Annotated in this window: 18 protein-coding genes and 2 pseudogenes; 12 read left to right on the forward strand and 8 right to left on the reverse strand. The window is 64.0% G+C overall.

The features are described from left to right. Positions 1-19 precede the first annotated feature (19 nt). Both grpE and hrcA read right to left on the reverse strand, forming a co-directional pair. Positions 20-649, reverse strand: coding sequence for a nucleotide exchange factor GrpE (gene grpE, locus DVH29_RS11130; protein ID WP_439331622.1), 630 nt, complete (start codon positions 647-649; stop codon positions 20-22). Positions 650-730: 81 nt separating this feature from the next. Next, positions 731-1,819 (reverse strand): heat-inducible transcriptional repressor HrcA, encoded by a 1,089-nt coding sequence (gene hrcA, locus DVH29_RS11135; RefSeq protein ID WP_114646272.1) that lies wholly within the window; start codon positions 1,817-1,819, stop codon positions 731-733. A gap of 114 nt (positions 1,820-1,933) precedes the next feature. Between hrcA and rph the strand changes: the two genes are divergently transcribed. From rph to hemW, 3 genes are read left to right on the forward strand one after another with little or no spacing between them, the layout of a single operon-like run. Then, positions 1,934-2,656, forward strand: coding sequence for a ribonuclease PH (gene rph, locus DVH29_RS11140; RefSeq protein ID WP_114646254.1), 723 nt, complete (start codon positions 1,934-1,936; stop codon positions 2,654-2,656). Beyond that, positions 2,653-3,285: an RdgB/HAM1 family non-canonical purine NTP pyrophosphatase gene (rdgB, locus tag DVH29_RS11145; protein ID WP_114646255.1), complete on the forward strand. Its 633-nt coding sequence runs from the start codon at positions 2,653-2,655 to the stop codon at positions 3,283-3,285. The genes rph and rdgB overlap by 4 nt, the downstream gene beginning before the upstream one ends. Continuing rightward, on the forward strand, positions 3,282-4,433 hold the full coding sequence (gene hemW, locus DVH29_RS11150; protein ID WP_114646256.1) for a radical SAM family heme chaperone HemW: 1,152 nt from the start codon (positions 3,282-3,284) through the stop codon (positions 4,431-4,433). Before rdgB ends, hemW begins: the two co-directional genes overlap by 4 nt. Before the next feature lie 12 nt (positions 4,434-4,445). Here the strand turns inward: hemW and DVH29_RS11155 are convergent, their stop codons facing one another. Next, complete coding sequence (locus DVH29_RS11155; protein ID WP_158541641.1) at positions 4,446-5,591, reverse strand: penicillin-binding protein activator; 1,146 nt, start codon at positions 5,589-5,591, stop codon at positions 4,446-4,448. A gap of 244 nt (positions 5,592-5,835) precedes the next feature. Between DVH29_RS11155 and rsmI the strand changes: the two genes are divergently transcribed. Genes rsmI through DVH29_RS11175 form a run of 4 tightly spaced genes read left to right on the forward strand, consistent with a single transcriptional unit; the run spans position 5,836 to position 8,720 of the window. After that, complete coding sequence (gene rsmI, locus DVH29_RS11160) at positions 5,836-6,720, forward strand: 16S rRNA (cytidine(1402)-2'-O)-methyltransferase (RefSeq protein WP_114646273.1); 885 nt, start codon at positions 5,836-5,838, stop codon at positions 6,718-6,720. Continuing rightward, positions 6,686-7,078 carry a YraN family protein gene (locus DVH29_RS11165; RefSeq protein WP_245944959.1) on the forward strand — a complete coding sequence of 131 codons (393 nt, stop codon included), beginning with the start codon at positions 6,686-6,688 and terminating at the stop codon, positions 7,076-7,078. The genes rsmI and DVH29_RS11165 overlap by 35 nt, the downstream gene beginning before the upstream one ends. Positions 7,079-7,099: 21 nt before the next feature. Further along, entirely contained in the window at positions 7,100-8,041 is a 942-nt protein-coding gene (gene gshB, locus DVH29_RS11170) for a glutathione synthase (protein ID WP_114646258.1), read from the forward strand. A gap of 28 nt (positions 8,042-8,069) precedes the next feature. Beyond that, positions 8,070-8,720, forward strand: coding sequence for a MarC family protein (locus DVH29_RS11175; protein WP_114646259.1), 651 nt, complete (start codon positions 8,070-8,072; stop codon positions 8,718-8,720). On the opposite strand, the gene DVH29_RS11180 is transcribed toward DVH29_RS11175, so the two are convergent. Both DVH29_RS11180 and DVH29_RS11185 read right to left on the reverse strand, forming a co-directional pair. Continuing rightward, complete coding sequence (locus DVH29_RS11180) at positions 8,713-9,552, reverse strand: glycoside hydrolase family 25 protein (RefSeq protein WP_114646260.1); 840 nt, start codon at positions 9,550-9,552, stop codon at positions 8,713-8,715. The genes DVH29_RS11175 and DVH29_RS11180 overlap by 8 nt on opposite strands. A 142-nt stretch (positions 9,553-9,694) precedes the next feature. Then, a complete protein-coding gene (locus DVH29_RS11185; RefSeq protein WP_114646261.1) occupies positions 9,695-10,060 on the reverse strand; it encodes a response regulator in 366 nt (121 codons plus the stop codon). 293 nt (positions 10,061-10,353) lie between these two features. On the opposite strand from DVH29_RS11185, the pseudogene DVH29_RS11190 reads away from it, so the two are divergent. From DVH29_RS11190 to DVH29_RS11210, 5 genes and pseudogenes are all read left to right on the forward strand, one after another. Continuing rightward, positions 10,354-10,995 (forward strand): annotated as a pseudogene (locus tag DVH29_RS11190) (magnesium chelatase domain-containing protein); the annotation flags it as partial. A gap of 61 nt (positions 10,996-11,056) precedes the next feature. Next, positions 11,057-12,874 (forward strand): recombinase family protein, encoded by a 1,818-nt coding sequence (locus DVH29_RS11195; protein ID WP_114646262.1) that lies wholly within the window; start codon positions 11,057-11,059, stop codon positions 12,872-12,874. 69 nt (positions 12,875-12,943) lie between these two features. After that, positions 12,944-13,390, forward strand: coding sequence for a DUF6641 family protein (locus tag DVH29_RS11200; RefSeq protein WP_114646263.1), 447 nt, complete (start codon positions 12,944-12,946; stop codon positions 13,388-13,390). 88 nt (positions 13,391-13,478) lie between these two features. Then, positions 13,479-13,766: a hypothetical protein gene (locus DVH29_RS11205; protein ID WP_114646264.1), complete on the forward strand. Its 288-nt coding sequence runs from the start codon at positions 13,479-13,481 to the stop codon at positions 13,764-13,766. A gap of 25 nt (positions 13,767-13,791) precedes the next feature. Further along, positions 13,792-14,154, forward strand: coding sequence for a hypothetical protein (locus DVH29_RS11210; protein WP_147276064.1), 363 nt, complete (start codon positions 13,792-13,794; stop codon positions 14,152-14,154). Between the two features lie 343 nt (positions 14,155-14,497). Here DVH29_RS11210 and DVH29_RS11215 read toward each other — a convergent pair whose 3' ends face one another. From DVH29_RS11215 to DVH29_RS11225, 3 genes and pseudogenes are all read right to left on the reverse strand, one after another. Next, positions 14,498-15,043: a hypothetical protein gene (locus DVH29_RS11215; protein ID WP_147276065.1), complete on the reverse strand. Its 546-nt coding sequence runs from the start codon at positions 15,041-15,043 to the stop codon at positions 14,498-14,500. 48 nt (positions 15,044-15,091) lie between these two features. Then, positions 15,092-15,925 (reverse strand): SH3 domain-containing protein, encoded by an 834-nt coding sequence (locus DVH29_RS11220; protein ID WP_147276066.1) that lies wholly within the window; start codon positions 15,923-15,925, stop codon positions 15,092-15,094. Further along, a pseudogene (locus DVH29_RS11225) lies at positions 15,922-17,342 on the reverse strand (hypothetical protein); the annotation flags it as partial. The gene DVH29_RS11220 and the pseudogene DVH29_RS11225, both read right to left, overlap by 4 nt.

Raw genomic sequence — 17,342 nt, forward strand, 5'->3', positions numbered from 1 at the left:
CAAAAGACGAGCGTGACGGTCAGGCGGATTTGTCGATGCTTTCGCCCGGGGCGGGCTGCTCGGCGTCCGGCGTTGCCGCCTTGCCGCCGCCCTTGGAGACGCCGACCATGGCCGGGCGCAGCACGCGCTCGCCAATGGCGTAGCCGGCCTGTACCACCTGCACCACCGTGCCGTCGGGAACGCTGGCATCGGGCACTTCGAACATGGCCTGGTGCCGGTGGGGGTCGAATTTCTCGCCCTGCGCCTCGATGGGGGTGACGCCGTTCTTTTGCAGCAGGCGCTGCATTTCGCGCTCGGTCATCTCGATCCCCTCGATGAGGGATTTGAGCGTGCCTTCGGCCGCCTCGCGCGCCTCGGCGGGGATGACCATCAGGGCGCGGGAGAGATTGTCGGTGGCGACGAGCATGTCGCGCGCAAAGCCGGCAATGGCGTAGGAGCGGGTATCGGCGATCTCGCGCTCGGTGCGCTTGCGCAGATTGTCCATTTCCGCCGCCGTCCGCAGCACCTGGTCGCGCAGTTCGGCCTTTTCGGCCTCGAGCTGGACGATGAGGTCTTCGGGGCTGGGGTCGCCTGCCGGGGCGTCCACCGTTTCGGCTGCCTCGCGTTCGACCTGCTCATTGGGTTCGGGCGTCGGATTGTCGTCGCTCATCATGGGTCTCTTTTACCGCTGGGGGATGGTGTGTTGCCCGCCATATCGGCCAAGGGGCACGAGATTTCAAGCCCGATGCACCTATAGCTCGCCCTTCTTGGAGATCAGCCGGGAGACCACATGCGCGGTGTAATCGACCACCGGGACGATGCGCGCATAGTTGAGCCGGGTCGGGCCGATGACGCCGAGGACCCCCACCACCTTGTCATTGGCGTCCTTGTAGGGCGAGAGCACCACCGAGGAGCCCGAGAGCGAGAACAGCTTGTTTTCCGAGCCGATGAAGATGCGCACCCCTTGCGCGGTTTCCGCATCGTTGAGGAGTTCGATCAGCCCCTGCTTGCTCTCGATCTCGTCAAAGAGTTGGCGCACCCGTGCCAGGTCCTCCGACGCCATGGCGTTGTCGATCAGATTGGCGCGGCCGCGCACGATGAGGGTGGGGGACGGGCTTTCCGCCTCGATCATCGAGGCCAGCCCCGCATCGACCAGCCGCCGCGCGATGGTGTCGAGCTCGGCGCGCTGGGATTCGCTCTGGCGGCGGATCGAATCGCGCGCCTCCCTCAAGGTCTTGCCCACGATGTGATGGGCGAGGAAATTGGACGCCTGGGTGAGCGCGCTGGCGGTCAGCCCCGGCGGCAGCGGGATGATGCGGTTTTCCACCTGTCCGTCCTGGCCGACCAGGATCGCCATGGCCCGTTCCGAATCGAGGCGCACGAATTCGAGATGGCGCAGCACCATGTCGGCCTTGGCCGCGATCACCATGCCGGCCCCGTGGCTGAGCCCGGACAGCAGCGCGCTGGCCTCGTGGAGCAAGTCCTCGACCCGCCCCGAACGCCCGCCGCCGGAAATGTTGCGGGCGATCTGGTCGCGCTCGCTTTCGTCCATGGCCCCCACTTCGAGCATGGCGTCGACGAAAAAGCGCAGCCCTTCCTGGGTGGGCGCGCGCCCGGCCGAGGTATGGGGCGCGGCGATCAGCCCCAATTCCTCGAGATCGGCCATGACATTGCGTACCGAGGCCGGGGAAAGCTGGGTGTCGAGCATCTTCGAGATGGCGCGCGAGCCCACCGGCTCGCCGGTCTCGATATAGCGCTCGACCAGGCGCCGGAAGATGTCCTGGCTGCGCGCCGAGAGCGCCTCTAAAAATTCAGACGAATTTATCCGGGTTCTGTCCATATTCACCATTTAGGAGAATTCCGGTTTATCGCCAAGAGACCTGCGCTTGTTCAGGCCCGGAGGACGCGTTAAGAGGCTGGTAACCATTCAACCATTCCCGGGGATCAAAGTTTCATGCGGCCAAGCGGACGGGCTTTCGACCAGATGCGCGACGTGACCATCCAGATGGGCGTCGCGCCGCAAGCGGAGGGCTCGTGCCTCATCGGCTTCGGACGCACGCGGGTGCTGTGCACGGCGAGCGTGGAGACCAGCCTGCCGCCCTGGCGGCGCGGACAGGGGCTGGGCTGGGTGACCGCCGAATACGGCATGCTGCCCCGCGCCACCGGCACGCGCACCCGGCGCGAGGCGACCGCCGGCAAGCAATCGGGCCGTACCCAGGAAATCCAGCGCCTGATCGGTCGTTCCCTGCGCGCCGTGGTCGACATGGCGGCGCTGGGAGAAAACCAGATCATCCTCGATTGCGACGTGCTCGAGGCCGATGGCGGCACGCGCACCGCCGCGATCACCGGGGCCTTCGTGGCCCTGAGCGAAGCGATCGGCTGGATGAAGGCGCGCTCGCTCCTCAAGGGCGACCCGATTCGCGATCACGTGGCGGCGGTCTCCTGCGGCGTCTATCGCGGCACCCCCCTGCTCGATCTCGACTACCTCGAGGATTCCGAAGCGGAGACCGACGCCAATTTCGTCCTGACCGGGGCGGGAAAATTCGTCGAGATCCAAGGGACGGCCGAGGGCGAGGCCTTTTCCATCGAGGAACTCAACCAATTGATCGGACTGGCGCACAAGGGCATTGGCGAACTGGTGGCCCTGCAAAGGGCGGCGCTGGAGGCGAGCCGATGAGCTTCACCCTCAAGCGCGGCGACCGGCTGGTGCTCGCCACCCACAATGCGGGCAAGCTGGCCGAATTCAAGGACCTCCTCGCCGATTTCGGCCTCGATATCGTCTCGGCGGGCGAACTGGGCCTGCCCGAGCCGGAGGAAACCGGCACCACTTTCGTCGAGAACGCGCGCTTGAAGGCCCATGCGGCCGCCAGTGCCACCGGCCAGATGGCGCTCTCGGACGATTCGGGGATTTCCGTCGATGCGCTGGACGGCGCGCCGGGGGTCTATACCGCCGACTGGGCCGGGGTGCCGCGCGATTTCGGCAAGGCCATGCAGAAGGTCGAGGATCTGCTGCGCGAAAAGGGCGCCACCGACCCGGCCCGCCGCACCGCCCAGTTCAACGCCGTGCTCTGCCTCGCCCATCCCGATGGCACCGACATGCTGTTCACCGGCATCGCTTCGGGCACGCTGGTCTGGCCGCCGCGCGGCGAAAGCGGGCATGGCTATGATCCCATGTTCCGGCCCGACGGGCATGAGCTTACCTTCGGGGAGATGAAGGCGGAGGAAAAGCATTCCTGGGCGCCGGGAGAGGAAGGCCTCTCCCATCGGGCCCGCGCCTTCGCCAAATTCGTCGAGGCGGTATTTTGAGCGTCAACACGCAATTCGGGGTCTATGTCCATTGGCCGTTCTGCGCCGCCAAATGTCCCTATTGCGACTTCAACTCCCATGTGCTGCGAGGACCGTTCGACGAGGAGAGCTTCGTAAAGGCCTATGTGCGGGAGATCGAGGCCACGGCCCGGCGCGCCCCGGAGCGGCTGGTGGAATCGGTGTTTTTCGGCGGGGGAACGCCATCGCTGATGCAGCCCTCCTCGGTGGGCACCATTCTCGACGCGATCGGCAAGGCCTGGCTGGTCTCGGACACCGTCGAAGTGACGCTGGAGGCCAATCCGACCTCGGTCGAGGCCGAGCGCTTTCGCGGCTACCGCCATGCGGGGGTCAACCGCGTGTCGCTCGGCGTCCAGTCCCTGCGCCCCGAACCGCTGGCCCGGCTGGGGCGGCTGCATTCGGTGGAGGATGCGGTGGCCGCCGTGCGGCTGGCGCAATCGATCTTCGAGCGCTCGAGCTTCGACATCATCTATGCCCGCCCCGACCAGACGCTGGAGGATTGGGAGGAGGAACTGACCGAGGCGCTGGCGCTGTCGGAAGGACATCTGTCGCTCTACCAGCTCACCATCGAATCGGGCACGCGCTATTTCGACCTGTTCCAGGCCGGAAAGCTCAAAATGCCCTCGGAAGACCTTTCCGCCGACATGTTCGAGCTGACCCAGGCCCTCACCGCCTCCTATGGGCTGCCGGCCTATGAGATTTCCAACTACGCCCGCCCCGGGCAGGAAAGCCGGCACAATCTCATCTATTGGCGCTATGGCGAATATGCCGGCATCGGCCCGGGGGCCCATGGGCGGCTGATCATGGGCGGGGCGCGCCACGCCACCGCCGCCGAGCGCATGCCGATGAAATGGTGGGAAAAGGTGATGGAGACCGGCGACGGGCTGGTCACCGACGACACGCTCACCTGGGACGAGGAGGGCGACGAATACCTGGTCATGGGCCTGCGCCTGCGCGAGGGGATCGACCCGGCCCGCTATCAGGCGCTGGCCCGCCGGCCGCTCACCGCCACCCAGATCGATTTTTTAAAGGGCATCGGTTTCATCGAAACCCTTGCCAACGGGCATTTGCGGGTGACCGACAAGGGCTGGCCGGTGCTCGACGCGGTGGTCGCCGACCTCGCGGCCTAGAACCGGACTTTCTCAGCGATATTCGGCGGCCGGCGGGATACCGGCATCGGTGCCGCCGCCCAGCGCCGCCAGCGGCAGGCCGCCGAGCCGTGCGGCTTCGATCGTCGTCGCGCCCTCCGGCCCGACCTGTCGGATCACCAGGCCATATTCGCCCCGCCCGTCAAAATGGAAGCGGAACGATCCGTCCCGGCCAACGAACCCGCCGGGGGCGAGCAGCCCGTTACCATAGGGCGGCACGGACTGGCTGAGGCCGGGGCTGTTGGCCAGCAGCACGGCGGAAAAGGCGAGGGTCGCGAGCTGGTGCGGCTCGCTGCCGAAGCGGGCGCGGTAGCGCGGGGCGAGGGCGGCCAGCCCGGCGGGATCGATGGCCGGGTAGAGCGCGCCGGCGAGATAGGGCTGGCGCAAGATCGCCGCATCGCCCTCCCATTCGGCCGAGCCGATCAGCATCAGCCGGTCGCGCGGCACCCGGGCCGCATCGAGCAGCAGGCCGAAGCTGGGGGCGGTGGCGCGATCGGGGAGATAGAGCGTATCGATCTGGCCCGAGCGCATGGCCGGGGCCAGCCGCTCGATGGCGGTGCGGGCCCTGTCCTCGCTGTCGAACATCTCGACGCCGACCACCGTGAGGCCCAATTCGCTCGCCGCCTGCCGCAGAACTTCTGCCTGCACCCGGCCGAGCGGTGTGTCGGGGAGGATGGCGGCGACCGCCCGGCGTCCCGCCATCCGCGCATGGCCCAGGGCGCGCATCACTTCGGCTTCGGGCAGGACGCTGAGGAGATAGACCCCATCGGTGGCCACCGAGGCGGTGGAAGAGAACCCGATGAGCGGGATGCCGGCCGGCTTGGCGATGGCTCCGGCCATGGCCACCGCGTCGGCGGTGAGGGGACCGAGGATCAGCCTTGCCCCTTCCGCTACCGCCTGCTGGGCGGCGGCCCGCGCCGACTGGGTGGTCGCGCCGCCATCCTTGAGCACCAGATGGATGGTCTGGCTTCCCCGTTCCGCCACATGGTCCATGCCGAGCCGGGCGCCGTTGGCCATGGCGCGGCCTACCGAAGCAGTGTTGCCCGAGAGGGGCAGGATGAGGGCCACCCGCACCGGTCCGCTGCCGATGATTTCCCCCTGGGCCGGGGCGAGGATCGGGGCCTGTGAAGGCGGCGGCATGAGCGGCGCGGGAGCGGCCGGTCCCGGATGGGATGACGGGGAGCAGGCGGCGAGGAGGGCGGCAAGCCCCCATCCGATCCGCCATCGTGCCGCTGGCCTGCGCATGGTTTCGCTTTCTCCCTATGCCGAAAACAGCCGAATCATTGCTGATTCGCGGCGCGACGGGAATTGCCGCCCGGCTCGACTTTCGATCCGCCAATGGTAAAAGGGACCCTGACCCGACCGGTTTGGAGCAGTGCGGCGCGTGACAGACGAAAAATCCTTCACGATCGCCGGCCACCGCATCGCCGCCCCGCGCCCGGCCCCGGGGCTCTATCCGGTCGCGACCCCTATCGGCAATCTGCGCGACATCACCCTGCGCGCCCTCGACATCCTCGCCGGGGCCGATCTGGTGCTGTGCGAGGATACGCGCCACACGGCACGGCTGTTCGACGCCTATGGCATCACGACCCCGCGCACCGCGCTGCACGAGCACAATGAACGGGCGCGGATCGAGCCGATCCTCGCCCAGATCGCCGGGGGGAAGGCCGTGGCCCTGGTCTCCGATGCGGGCACGCCGCTGCTGTCGGACCCCGGCTTTCCCCTGGTCCGCGCGGCGCGCGAAGCGGGGATCGAGGTGTTTCCGGTGCCCGGCCCTTCGGCCCTTCTGGCCGCCCTGACCGGGGCGGGACTGCCGACCGATGCCTTTGCCTTTTTCGGCTTTCTGCCGCCCAAGACCGGCCAGCGCAGCAATGCGCTGCGCCCGCTGGCCGGCCGGGCGGAAACGCTGGTCTTTTACGAGTCCCCGCGCCGGCTGGGGGCGGCCCTCGCCGACATGGCCGCCACGTTCGGGCCCGAGCGCGCCGCCGTGGTGGCGCTGGAACTGACCAAGCGCTTTGAGCGCTTCGAGGCCGGGCCGCTGGCCGAACTTGCCGAGCGGTTCTCCGGCGACGTCAAGGGGGAAGCGGTGATCCTCGTCGCCGGATCGGATGGCAGCGCGGCGGAAACGGGGGGAGATTGGGAAGCGGCGCTCGACAGCGCCATGCAGGCCATGCCGCTGCGCGCCGCCGTCGATATGGTGGCGGCCGGTTTCGGCCTCAAGCGCAAGCTTGTCTATGATGCGGCGCTCAAGCGCAAAACCGGCGCCTGAGCGCCGCCAGAGGGCCGAGCGGGCCGGCCGCCGCGCCGAGACGCTGGCCCTGTGGTATCTGCGCCTCAAGGGCTATCGCATCGAGGCGCGCCGCTACCGCACCCCGATCGGCGAGCTCGATATCGTGGCGCGCCGCGGGCGGCTGATCGCCGTGGTCGAGGTCAAGCACCGCACCCGTGGCGGGGCGCTGGGGCTGGCCGATGCCCTCGACGCGGTCAATACCCGCCGCATCATGGCGGCGACCGAATGGTTCCGCGCCGCCCATCCGCGGTTTCAGGACTGCGATTTCCGTTTCGATGTGATAGCCATTACGCCCGGGCGCTGGCCGCACCATATGGTCAATGCCTTCTGGTCGTGATTCGTTTTCAAGGAAATGCCGATGTCCCTTTCCGTTGCCGTGCAGATGGATCCCATCGATGCCATCAATCCCCTGGGGGATTCGAGCTTTGCCCTGATGCTCGAAGCCCAGGCGCGGGGACACCGGCTCTCCTATTACACCCCCAATTCCCTGGCCCAGCGGGGCAACACGGTCACCGCCCGCGTGCACAAGGTCACCGTCGACGACCAGCAGAAGGGCATGCATTTCGCGCTGGAGGATTGGCAGAAGACCGACCTCTCGACGTTCGACGTGGTGCTGCTGCGCCAGGACCCGCCGTTCGACATGAACTACATCACCACCACCCATATGCTCGAGCGCATCCATCCCAAGGCGCTGGTGGTCAATCACCCGGCCGAAGTGCGCAACGCGCCGGAAAAGATTCTGGTCACCAGCTTTCCCGAGCTGATGCCCGACACGCTGATCACCCGCGACGAGACCGAAATCCGCGCCTTCCGCGCCGAATTCGGCGACATCGTCATCAAGCCCCTGTTCGGCAATGGCGGGGCGGGCGTGTTCCGCATCAGGCCCGACGATGAGAATCTCGGCGCGCTGCTGGAGATGTTCGACGCCAGCTTCCGCGAGCCCTTCATGATCCAGCGCTACCTGCCCGAGGTGCGCAAGGGCGACAAGCGCATCATCCTCGTCGACGGCAAGGCGGTGGCCGGGCTCAACCGCATTCCGGCCGAGGGCGAGGCGCGCTCCAACATGCATGCGGGCGGCCGGCCGGAGCTTTCCGAACTCACGGCGCGCGAGCACGAGATCTGCGAGATCATCGGCCCCGAACTCAAGAAGCGCGACCTGATCTTCGTTGGCATCGACGTGATCGGGGACTATCTCACCGAGATCAACGTGACCTCCCCGACCGGCATCCGCGAGGTCAAGCGCTTCGGCGGGCCCGACATCGCGGTGATGGTGTGGGACGCCATCGAGCGCCGGCGCTGATTCACGTGGAACAGGCGGGGCCGCACCGATGACATCGAGCTTTTTCGTTGCTTTCGCCACCTTCTTTGCCACGGTCGGGGTGGCCGATGTCGCCTTCATCTTCGCCGGGCTGACGCGCAACTATACGCCGCGCCAGCGCGTGGTCGCGGCGACGCGGGGCGTGCTGGTCGCGGCGGGAATCCTCCTGTTCTTTTCCTTCGTGGGCAATCTGATCCTCGAAGGCTTCGGCATCACCTTGCCTGCCCTCCGCGTGGCCGGGGGCATCCTCCTGCTGCTGATCGCCATCGACATGGTATTCGCGCGCCATTCGGGCGGCACCGGCACCACCAGCGAGGAGGAGGCCGAGGCGACCGGGCGCGAGGACATTTCCGTCTTTCCCCTGGCCATGCCGCTGCTGGCCGGCGCGGGCTCGATCTCGGCCGTGATCCTCTTTACCACCGGCGCGCCCTCGGACATCGACTTCTGGCTGGTGATCGCCGCCCTGCTGGCGACGCTGTTCCTCGCCTGGCTGGCCTTGCTCGCCGCCATCCCCATCCAGCGGCTGTTGGGGCTCACCGGGATGTCGGTGGTCTCCCGCGTGGTCGGCATCCTGCTGACCGCCCTCGCCATCCAGTTCATCTTCGACGGCGTAGTGGCCAGCGGCGTGCTCGGCTCGAGAGCCGGGACCGGCGCTATTTGAGTGGCGAGCAGCGGCCCTGCGGAGCGAGCCGGGCATAGGTGCGCGGATCGCATCCGGTGAGGAAGAACTGGATCCAGTCGCTTTCCGAACCGAACCAGGCATTGCGGTCGACTTCGCCGCTGACCCCGGGCACCGTGCCGGTCTGGGTATATTGCCAGAAGGCGAAGGGGCGGTTGGCGTAGCGCTGATGCGGCTCGGCGGCCACCGAGCGCAGCCACATGGGATTGTCCAGCGGCACGCCTTCGAGCACGTCGCGGTGGAAGTTGATGTCGGTATAGATCACCGGCACCTTGCCGGTATGGGCCTCCATGCCGGCCAGCATCACCCGCACCATTTCGAGCACTTCGGTGCGGCTGAGATTGTGCCGGCACGAGGAGCCGTTGTTCCATTCCAGATCGAGCACCGGCGGCAGTGCGTCGGGTTCGGCCGGCACATTGGCGGCGAACCAGGCGACCTGTTCATGGGCAGGCCGGCACCAATAGACGAAATGATAGGCCCCACGCGGCACCCCCGCCGCCCGGGCTCCGTCCCAGTTGCGCCGGAAGTCGGGATCGAGATGGTCGCCGCCATCGGTCGCCTTGATATAGGCGAAGCGCGTGCCGGCTTGCGCCACGGCGCGCCAGTCGATGCGGCCCTGATGGCGCGAGACGTCGATGCCGTGAATGGGGAGCGAATGGGCGCGGGCCACCCCGGGATGGGGCTTGTTGTCGCCCTTGGCCGGGTAGTAATTATGCCCGCAGGCGGCGAGAATCCCCGCAATGGCGACGACGGCAAGCGCCGGCAGGGCTTTTCGGACCAGGGCGGGAATCGCGGTGGCACGCGGCAGGGGCATGGAGGCTCGAACTCGACGATTTGATGCAAAAACGTTTCAAATCGTAACTGCTCCCATTCCGGTTAATACCGGCCTCACAAGCGTGCTTAACCAATGATGAAGGGCGGTGGGTGTGACCGCAAAGCGCCGCTTGATCAGGGGTTCAGGCGGCGAGTACCCGGGCCTGGGAAATGACCGTGTCGGTGTCGTAGGGCTTGGGGATGAAGAGATCGGCATCCTCGCCCGCCTCCTCGACCCGGCCCGAGGTGACCACCACCGGGATGTGCGGCCAGCGCTCCTTGATTTCGTGGGCCAGCTCCAGCCCGTTCATGCGCCCCGCCAGTTCCACATCGGTAAACACCAGGCTGATGGAATGGCGCGAGGCCAGGAGGTCCATGGCCTGCTCGGCATCGGAGACCTCGACCACGGCAAATCCGGCATCGACCAAGGCGAGGGTGACGTCGAGGCGCACCAGCGGCTCGTCCTCGACCACCAGGACCAGGGGATGATTGTCGTTGCGGTGTGTCACGATAGGTTAACTCCCGACTGTGCTTGGCCACGCGGGACCAATGAGCATAAGGGACCCGGCCGTTGGCCGCGCCCCGCTCGCGTTACGGTTTAGAAAGAATGAAGGGTGCGGGCCGCCTGCCCGGTTAACCCTTGGTTATCGCCACAATGCCCGGGCGGCTCCTGTGGTTCCGAAAAGCCTGATGAATTCGGGGCCGCAACGCCGATCCTTAGCATATGTTCCTTAAATGTTCTTGTCAGGGCAGCAGATTGCAGCTAGCCTCCTTCTGTCGGACGGCTTGGGGGAGGACGTTCATGGCAACGCGGATCACCACAATCGCCTTTCAGGGCATCGAGGCCGTGCCCGTGGACGTGCAGGTGCAGATGACGCCCGGAACCTACAGGTTCAACATCGTCGGCCTGCCCGACAAGGCGGTGGGCGAGAGCCGCGAACGGGTGCGGGCCGCGCTGATCGCCTCGGGGCTGGCCCTGCCCATCAAGCACATCACTGTCAACCTGGCGCCGGCCGACCTGCCCAAGGAAGGCAGCCATTACGACCTGCCGATCGCCCTGGGCCTAATGGCGGCGATGGGCGCCATTCCCGCCGATATGCTCGACCGCTTCCTGGTGCTGGGGGAACTGGCGCTGGATGGCCGCATATCCCATGTGGATGGGGTGCTGCCGGCGGCGATTGCCGCCAATGCCCGCGACATGGGGATCATCTGCCCCGCCGTGTGCGGGCCGGAGGCCGCCTGGGCGGGTGAGGACATGGAAATCGTGGCGATCGAGAACCTGTTCGGCCTCGTCAACCATCTGGCCGGACGGCAAATGGCCCCGCGCCCGCTGCCGATCCGTGCCCTGCCCAATGCGCCGGGCCCCGATCTGGCCGATATCCGCGGCCAGGCGGTGGCGCGCCGGGCGCTCGAGATCGCGGCGGCGGGCGGACACAATTTTTTGTGTGCATGTAGCGCAGCAGATAATGGCTGATTGTTAACCGGGACGGCTTTATCGTCTTGGAATGAAAGCAGTTATCTACGCCCGTTGGTCTTCGCTGGAACAAGGCAAAGGCTCCTCGCTTGAGCGTCAAATGGACCTTTGCGAGCGGTTTTGCGCTGAACAGGGCTGGGAGATCGTGGATCGCCTGCGTGACGAGGGCAAAAGCGCCTACACGGGTGCGAACCTTCACGAAGGGCAGTTAGCCAAGTTCACCCAGCGGGTTGAACAAGGGCTGCTACGTGATGAAACGGTTCTGGTTGTCGAGCAATTGGACCGCATTTCTCGTTTGCCACCCGGCCAGGTGATCGCTTGGATACAGCGGGTCATTGGTCACGGCCTCACCATCGCCACCGCGAACGACAAGCTTGTGCTCGATAGTCGCAAGCTTGAAGTCGATCCAATCGGAATTGTCAGCACGGTATTCAACGCTTTCCGGGCCTTTCAGGAAAGTAAGCACAAAAGTGACCGTATCGCGGAGAGCTGGCGTATCCGCCGAAAGGCGGCGGAAAATAGTGGGAAGCCGATCACCAGCGTGTGCCCGGCATGGCTCAAACTGGATCGGGAAACCGGCGAGTTTGCTGAAATCCCCGAGCGTGTGGAGATCATCAAACGCATTTTCCGCGAATACGACGAGGGCTTCGGTAAGCGCAAAATTGCATCACGGCTGAATGCGGAAGACGTCGCACCTTGGGGACGGGGTGATAGCAAGGGTGACGGTTGGCATCCGAGCTATGTGCAGAAAATCCTCTCCAATGTTGCTGTTCTTGGCGAGTATCAGCCACATACCAGACCGCGCGGTGGAAAGCGGGAGCCTTCGGGCGATCCCATTCCGAACTATTTCCCGCCGATCATAGATGAAGTGTCGTTCGCGCGAGCCAATAGCGGGCGTCGGCGGCTCTCGGGGGGAGCAGTCAAAGGCAATCTGTCAAACCTGTTTAGCGGCCTGACACGGTGCGGCGTCTGCGGAGGTAAAATGACCTTCGTAAAAAAGCAGAGCGCTGGAGCCATGAGAAAGAACCGGGCCGGGGAATACGTCTGGTCCGTCGCTAACGACCAGAGCTATTTGGTCTGTAGTCGCGCGATCCGGCATCTGGAGTGCGATAACCGAAATCACTTCAATTATCTCAAGGTCGAAGCGGGTGTGGTCGAGACGGTGAACCATCTCGTGCTTGATGACGAGCAGTTTGAGCGGCCAGATGAAGCCCTAAAAATCGAGCAGGAAATGGTGGCGTTAGAACGTCGCGTGGGAGAACGACGGCGGAAAGCGCATACGCTGCTCGAACTCTACAGCGAGACCAACAATGCCGATGCCAAGGGCATGTGGCTCGAAACGGAACGCGGCATTGCCGAACACGAGCAGCGGCTTGCCGAACTGCGTGAACAGTTCTTGAGCGCGAAAGGCGCTGTTTCTACGGTTGAACATGTGCGCCGTATCCAGAAATTCATCGAGCAGATCAACGACGAAGACCTAGAAATCCGGCTCGATGCACGACGAAAAACGATGACCGCGATGAATGCCGTCATCGACTTCATCAATTTTGACAGGGACCGCAAGGCAACTGTTGTGTTCATGGGCGGTGCCCACAATGTCAAACTCTCGGACAAGGGCGCTGTGGAGCAGGAATTCAGCTTCTTGGTTGAGCTTACCGAGGGGGATCAGATCGCGACCTTGAGCGATGGGACCGAGTTGGTTGCGCCAGTTGCAGCCCTCCGAGACGGCCTCGTTGGTGACGACCCTGTGCGTCAATCGAAACTCGACAAGCTTGTTGATCGTGAGCAGCGCTTCCGCACTGGCATGGCCGAGCTAGAGGCTGAGGAGCAGAAGGCAAAGAGCGGCTAATCTCTGGTCGCTCTTTTGGATGGTGGTTGTAGGCCATGTGGGAAGCAATCCACATGGAGACACTACAGCATGAGCATCCTGAAGTCCCTGAAGCTGGCCACGGCCCAGCCGGTTCGCCCGAGCAACGATCCCGTTGAACGTGCCCGCAACAAGGTGATTGCTGCACTGTCTGAGCAAAAGGCCATGGCCGAAGCCAAGCTGGCGGGGCAGAACTACGCACCCACCCATGTGGTTTGGCGTAAGAACGACGAAGGTCAGCGGGTTCAGGTGGAAACCCCGAAGCGTCTCCGGGCCGGCTGGTTCGTTGACGCCAGCGGTCAGATCTTTTTCGCGCTGAAATATGCGGCCAAACCCATCGAGTTCGCCAAGGACAAGAACGCCATTGCCGTTGGCGAACTTTCGGCACTGCCCGCAATCCTCGACACTCTGACTGAAGCTGTCCGTGCTGGCGAACTCGATGCCCAGCTTGCGGCGGCTGCCGCCGAACGCGGGCATATGCTGCGTAAGGCCCGATAGCCTTGATCTCGAAATACCTCCGAGTGCTGGGAGCGGCTGCGATGCTGCTCCCAGCATTTTCGCGTTTCTGTCGGCATGGAAACGCACGATGACAAGCTATATGCCGCCGGGTTCGCCGGAATATGAGCGCTTTATTCGGTTCAAGCGGAACCTACTCTATTGGGAGGCCAAGCGTGGCATCACCCGGCAACAGCTTCTTGACCACATGGGCGTGGACGTGAACCACTTCGATCGAGCCTCCAAAATGACCCGAGAGGACAAGATTGCCTATCTCGAAAAGATGGCGGCCTTCCTGTCCATCCCATTATCAGCGTTGTTCGCACCCCCGCCCCCTGATTATCGTTCGCCACGCATCAATGGTTGGCGGCGTGAATAGGAGTAGATGGCCGGGAATTGTCACTGTGCTGTTCCCGGCATTGCTGTCTTTGATTGGTCCAGCCTGCGCCGATGATCCACAAGGCCAACGTGATTGTGCCGATCTCCGGTCAGCGGTTCTGCAACTGGTGGGTGATTGGTCCAAAGCCATGCTGTTCGCGAGCCGCGATATGGACCGCGATGGTTGGCTCGACGCCAATGTGGCGCACTCGGCGTTCAAAGACGTGCAGATCGAGGTGATGCATTTCGATTATGCCTATGAGGCCGTGCCGAAGTCCCGCGATGCCTGCCACGAACTGGCTTTCCAGTTCGGTATTGAGGTGGGCACCTATATTGAAGGGGTCATGGCGACCGGCAAGCGCCCAGCGAGGGGCGTGCAGGGCAGATAGCCCGATAGGGCAGCACAGCTTGCCTGGAACACGACAACCCTCCCGTTGAGCGCCATAGGACGTCAGTGAAGCACACAACCGCTTGAAGTTGTCCCGTTTCCAGCGCGACAGGTTCCGGCCTCATTGCCGCATTCCAACCGGAGGGTTATTACGCCGGAAACCGGACATTCCAATCGTCGCCGATGTTCGTTGCGCTTCTCGTCAAAACTGAACACCGAGCTTGACCCCGAACGAATGGTCCTGGCTGTCGCCATGGGTGCCGAATTGCATAACGTGATTGCCAGCCCTCAGGACAGCCGCGCCCCCACCAGCTAACAGTAGCAGGCGACTGGTTTGTTCCGGCTCAATCGGACTTGCGCAATACGGTATCGAACGTGCCTTCAACCTGCCGGCAATCGCTCGTGTCAGCTTCTGCAAACATGCCATCCCTGCGGCAGACGACAGCCGAGAAGTTGCCCTGTGCGGCAGCCTCATTTTCCAGAGAAAGGGCATCAAAGACGATCTCGGGGGCAGTCCCACTTTCCTCACTGAGATAGAAAGGCTCGCTCATCCCTTCCGGCCACCAGGAAACAGACGCTTCCATGATGGAGGTCGACGTGTCGATTCCCATCAGCGAAACCTCGATCGACAAAACGTTGCGCATGATGCTTTCGGCTTGCGGATCATGGGCCTGAATAGAGATCGAGTTCACCGGGCCAAACGATCTGAGCTCGGCTGTCGATGTCCCCTCCGATGGTACGTCAAGCGTTTCGCCGTAATAGGGCGTGCCATCGATGGTGGCGTTGATCGTGCCGACTGGAGTGCTGCCGCCCTGAGACAACGCTGGCGGGGACATGCAAAGCGCGAGCCCGATGGCACCCAGAACGGGCGCTTGAAGATGTAATTTCATAGCGGGACCTCTTGTGACTGTATTACGGATATGACCAGCCATCGTGTTCTATGCGGAAGATGCGCAATGGCGCGTCGGGCCGGGTGGTGTCTCCGCGCAGGCGGAAAATGGCCGTGTGCGTCTGGCCGAATTCTCGACCTCGACATTGATGGTGATCATGCCCCGGAACATGGGCTGATCGGAATCGGGCACTGGCGCGGAGATGCTGCCCTGGAAATCTTGCGCGCCAATAAGCAGGTCCGCGCCGGGCGGGCGGGTTCGCAGCGCGTCCCTGAATTCCGTGGAGAAAAATACATCGGGTGCAGCCGGGTCGAGATGGCTCACCCCACGGGTAGGGTCATCATATTCATAGAGCGTCGCCACAAGTCCCCGTGCGTAGTCGATCAGGTCGTCACTGGACCACGCATGCGCACCGGTCGTAGGCGCGGGAAGGATCTTTTCGACATCCACCACCTCTTCAGGCTCGTCATACGCTTGGACATCCCCGAAAAGAACATCATCGTCGAAATCGGCGATCAGGTAACGCTGCGCCACCCAGCCCGCCTTGCTCATGTCGGCTGAACGCATGAGGCACCAACGCGGCGGCAGGGCCTCGATCTGGGCTTCGGTCATCGTCGAAAAATGCGCCATCGTGTAAAACGGAACGCAGGTGATCTGCTGCAAACCCCGCTCGTCATGCGAGAAGGTTTCGATAACGGGATAACTGGTGCCCGGGCCCATGCGGGCATTGAGCACATCGTTGGCCCCAACGTCTATGACCCGCCACGCATCGGGACCGTGGCCGTCGATCTGAGCATGAGCAACTGAAGCGAAGAAAGGAAGCGCCACGGCGATAGCGGCCACGGCAAATCCGCGAGATTGTCTGGTCCCAAACACGATCATTCCACCTCCACTATGGCGCGGCCAAGAACGGCCTGCCCGCCGATATCGAGATACCGGACCTCATAGCGGCCCGGTTCATTAGGCATGGTCAATTCGAGAGTAGTTTCCTTGCCGACGCGATGAGCTTCGATCCAGCCGAAATCGGCCTGATCGGCCCGGGCGATCGAAACGCGCTGGTCGGCGCTCTCGGCGGTATCCGACCAGGAAACGGTGATGGTCTCGCCGGGGCTGGCCTGCGCAGGAACGACCAGACCCGCGCCATCATCGAGCGGTGCGTCAGCCCCAACGACTTCCAGCATGCGGCTGGAAACCGTGCGTGTGCCCTCCTGCAGAACATATCTGATCTCGTAAAGGCCGGGCTCGGCAGGTGCGTTCATGTCACCCTCTAGGTCAGTCCTGACGCGGATATAATCGCGATAGGTTCCCTCATCGGCGCCAGCCGGAACGATGGTGATATAGTCCTGGGGGTGAATGGCCATAGACCAGTTGATGCGCAGCGATGTTTGTGCACGCGCGACATCCGGGCCGTTCAGGATCACCTCGGCCTCGACAACCTCGATAGAAGCTGATGCAAGTGTCCGTGCGCCTTCCTCCAGCACATAGCGCACCTCGTAAAGTCCCGGTTCGGACGGGGCGGTCAGGCTGTTTTCCGTGTCGTCGCGCACGCGCTGGTAATTGGTGTAGGAGCCTTCATCCGCACCGGCGGAAACGATGGTCACGTAATCCTGCGGATGGACTGAGGACGACCAGGAAACGATGAAGCTGGCTCCTGTCGTCACTTCATCGGGCGCAGAGATGGTGACTTCGGCCTCCACGACCTCCACCGGGGCGAAGCCTACCACGCGTGTGCCCTCGTCGAGGACATAGCGCACCTCATAGAGGCCCGGATCGGCTGGAGCGATGAGGTTCGCTTCCGTGTCGTCCCGGACGCGCTGGTAATCGCCATAGGTGGTGTCATCGGCCCCAACGGGAACGATGGTGACATAATCCTGCGGGTCAATCATGGAAGACCAGGAGACGGCGAAGCTGGCGCCGGTAACCACCGTAGCGGGCGCTTCAACTTCGATCTCGGCATTGACCTGCTGTTGCGGTTCAGGCCCCGTCACGGGCTCGGGCGGAGAGAGCGGCTGAAGGTCGACCACGCTCTGCACATGGGCAAGCGCATCGCGCAACTCATTGGCATTTTGTGCGGGCACGAACACGCCGCCCGTGTTTTCCGCAATACAGGCAAGGCCGGCGTGTTCTTCTTCAGTCAGATCAAAGCCGACCACATGGGCGGTGAAGTTCACGCCCTGCTGCGCCAGTTCCGCCGATAGCGCACAAGGGTCGGCCTGGCAGGTTGTCAACGGCGGGGTAAAAGTCGGCCATTGGGCGGCGCAAAACCAGGCCACTTGATGTTGGGGGTATCGAGCGCCGG

Origin of the sequence: Pelagibacterium lacus (assembly GCF_003345525.1) — a bacterium.
GTDB classification, from domain to species: Bacteria; Pseudomonadota; Alphaproteobacteria; order Rhizobiales; family Devosiaceae; genus Pelagibacterium; species Pelagibacterium lacus.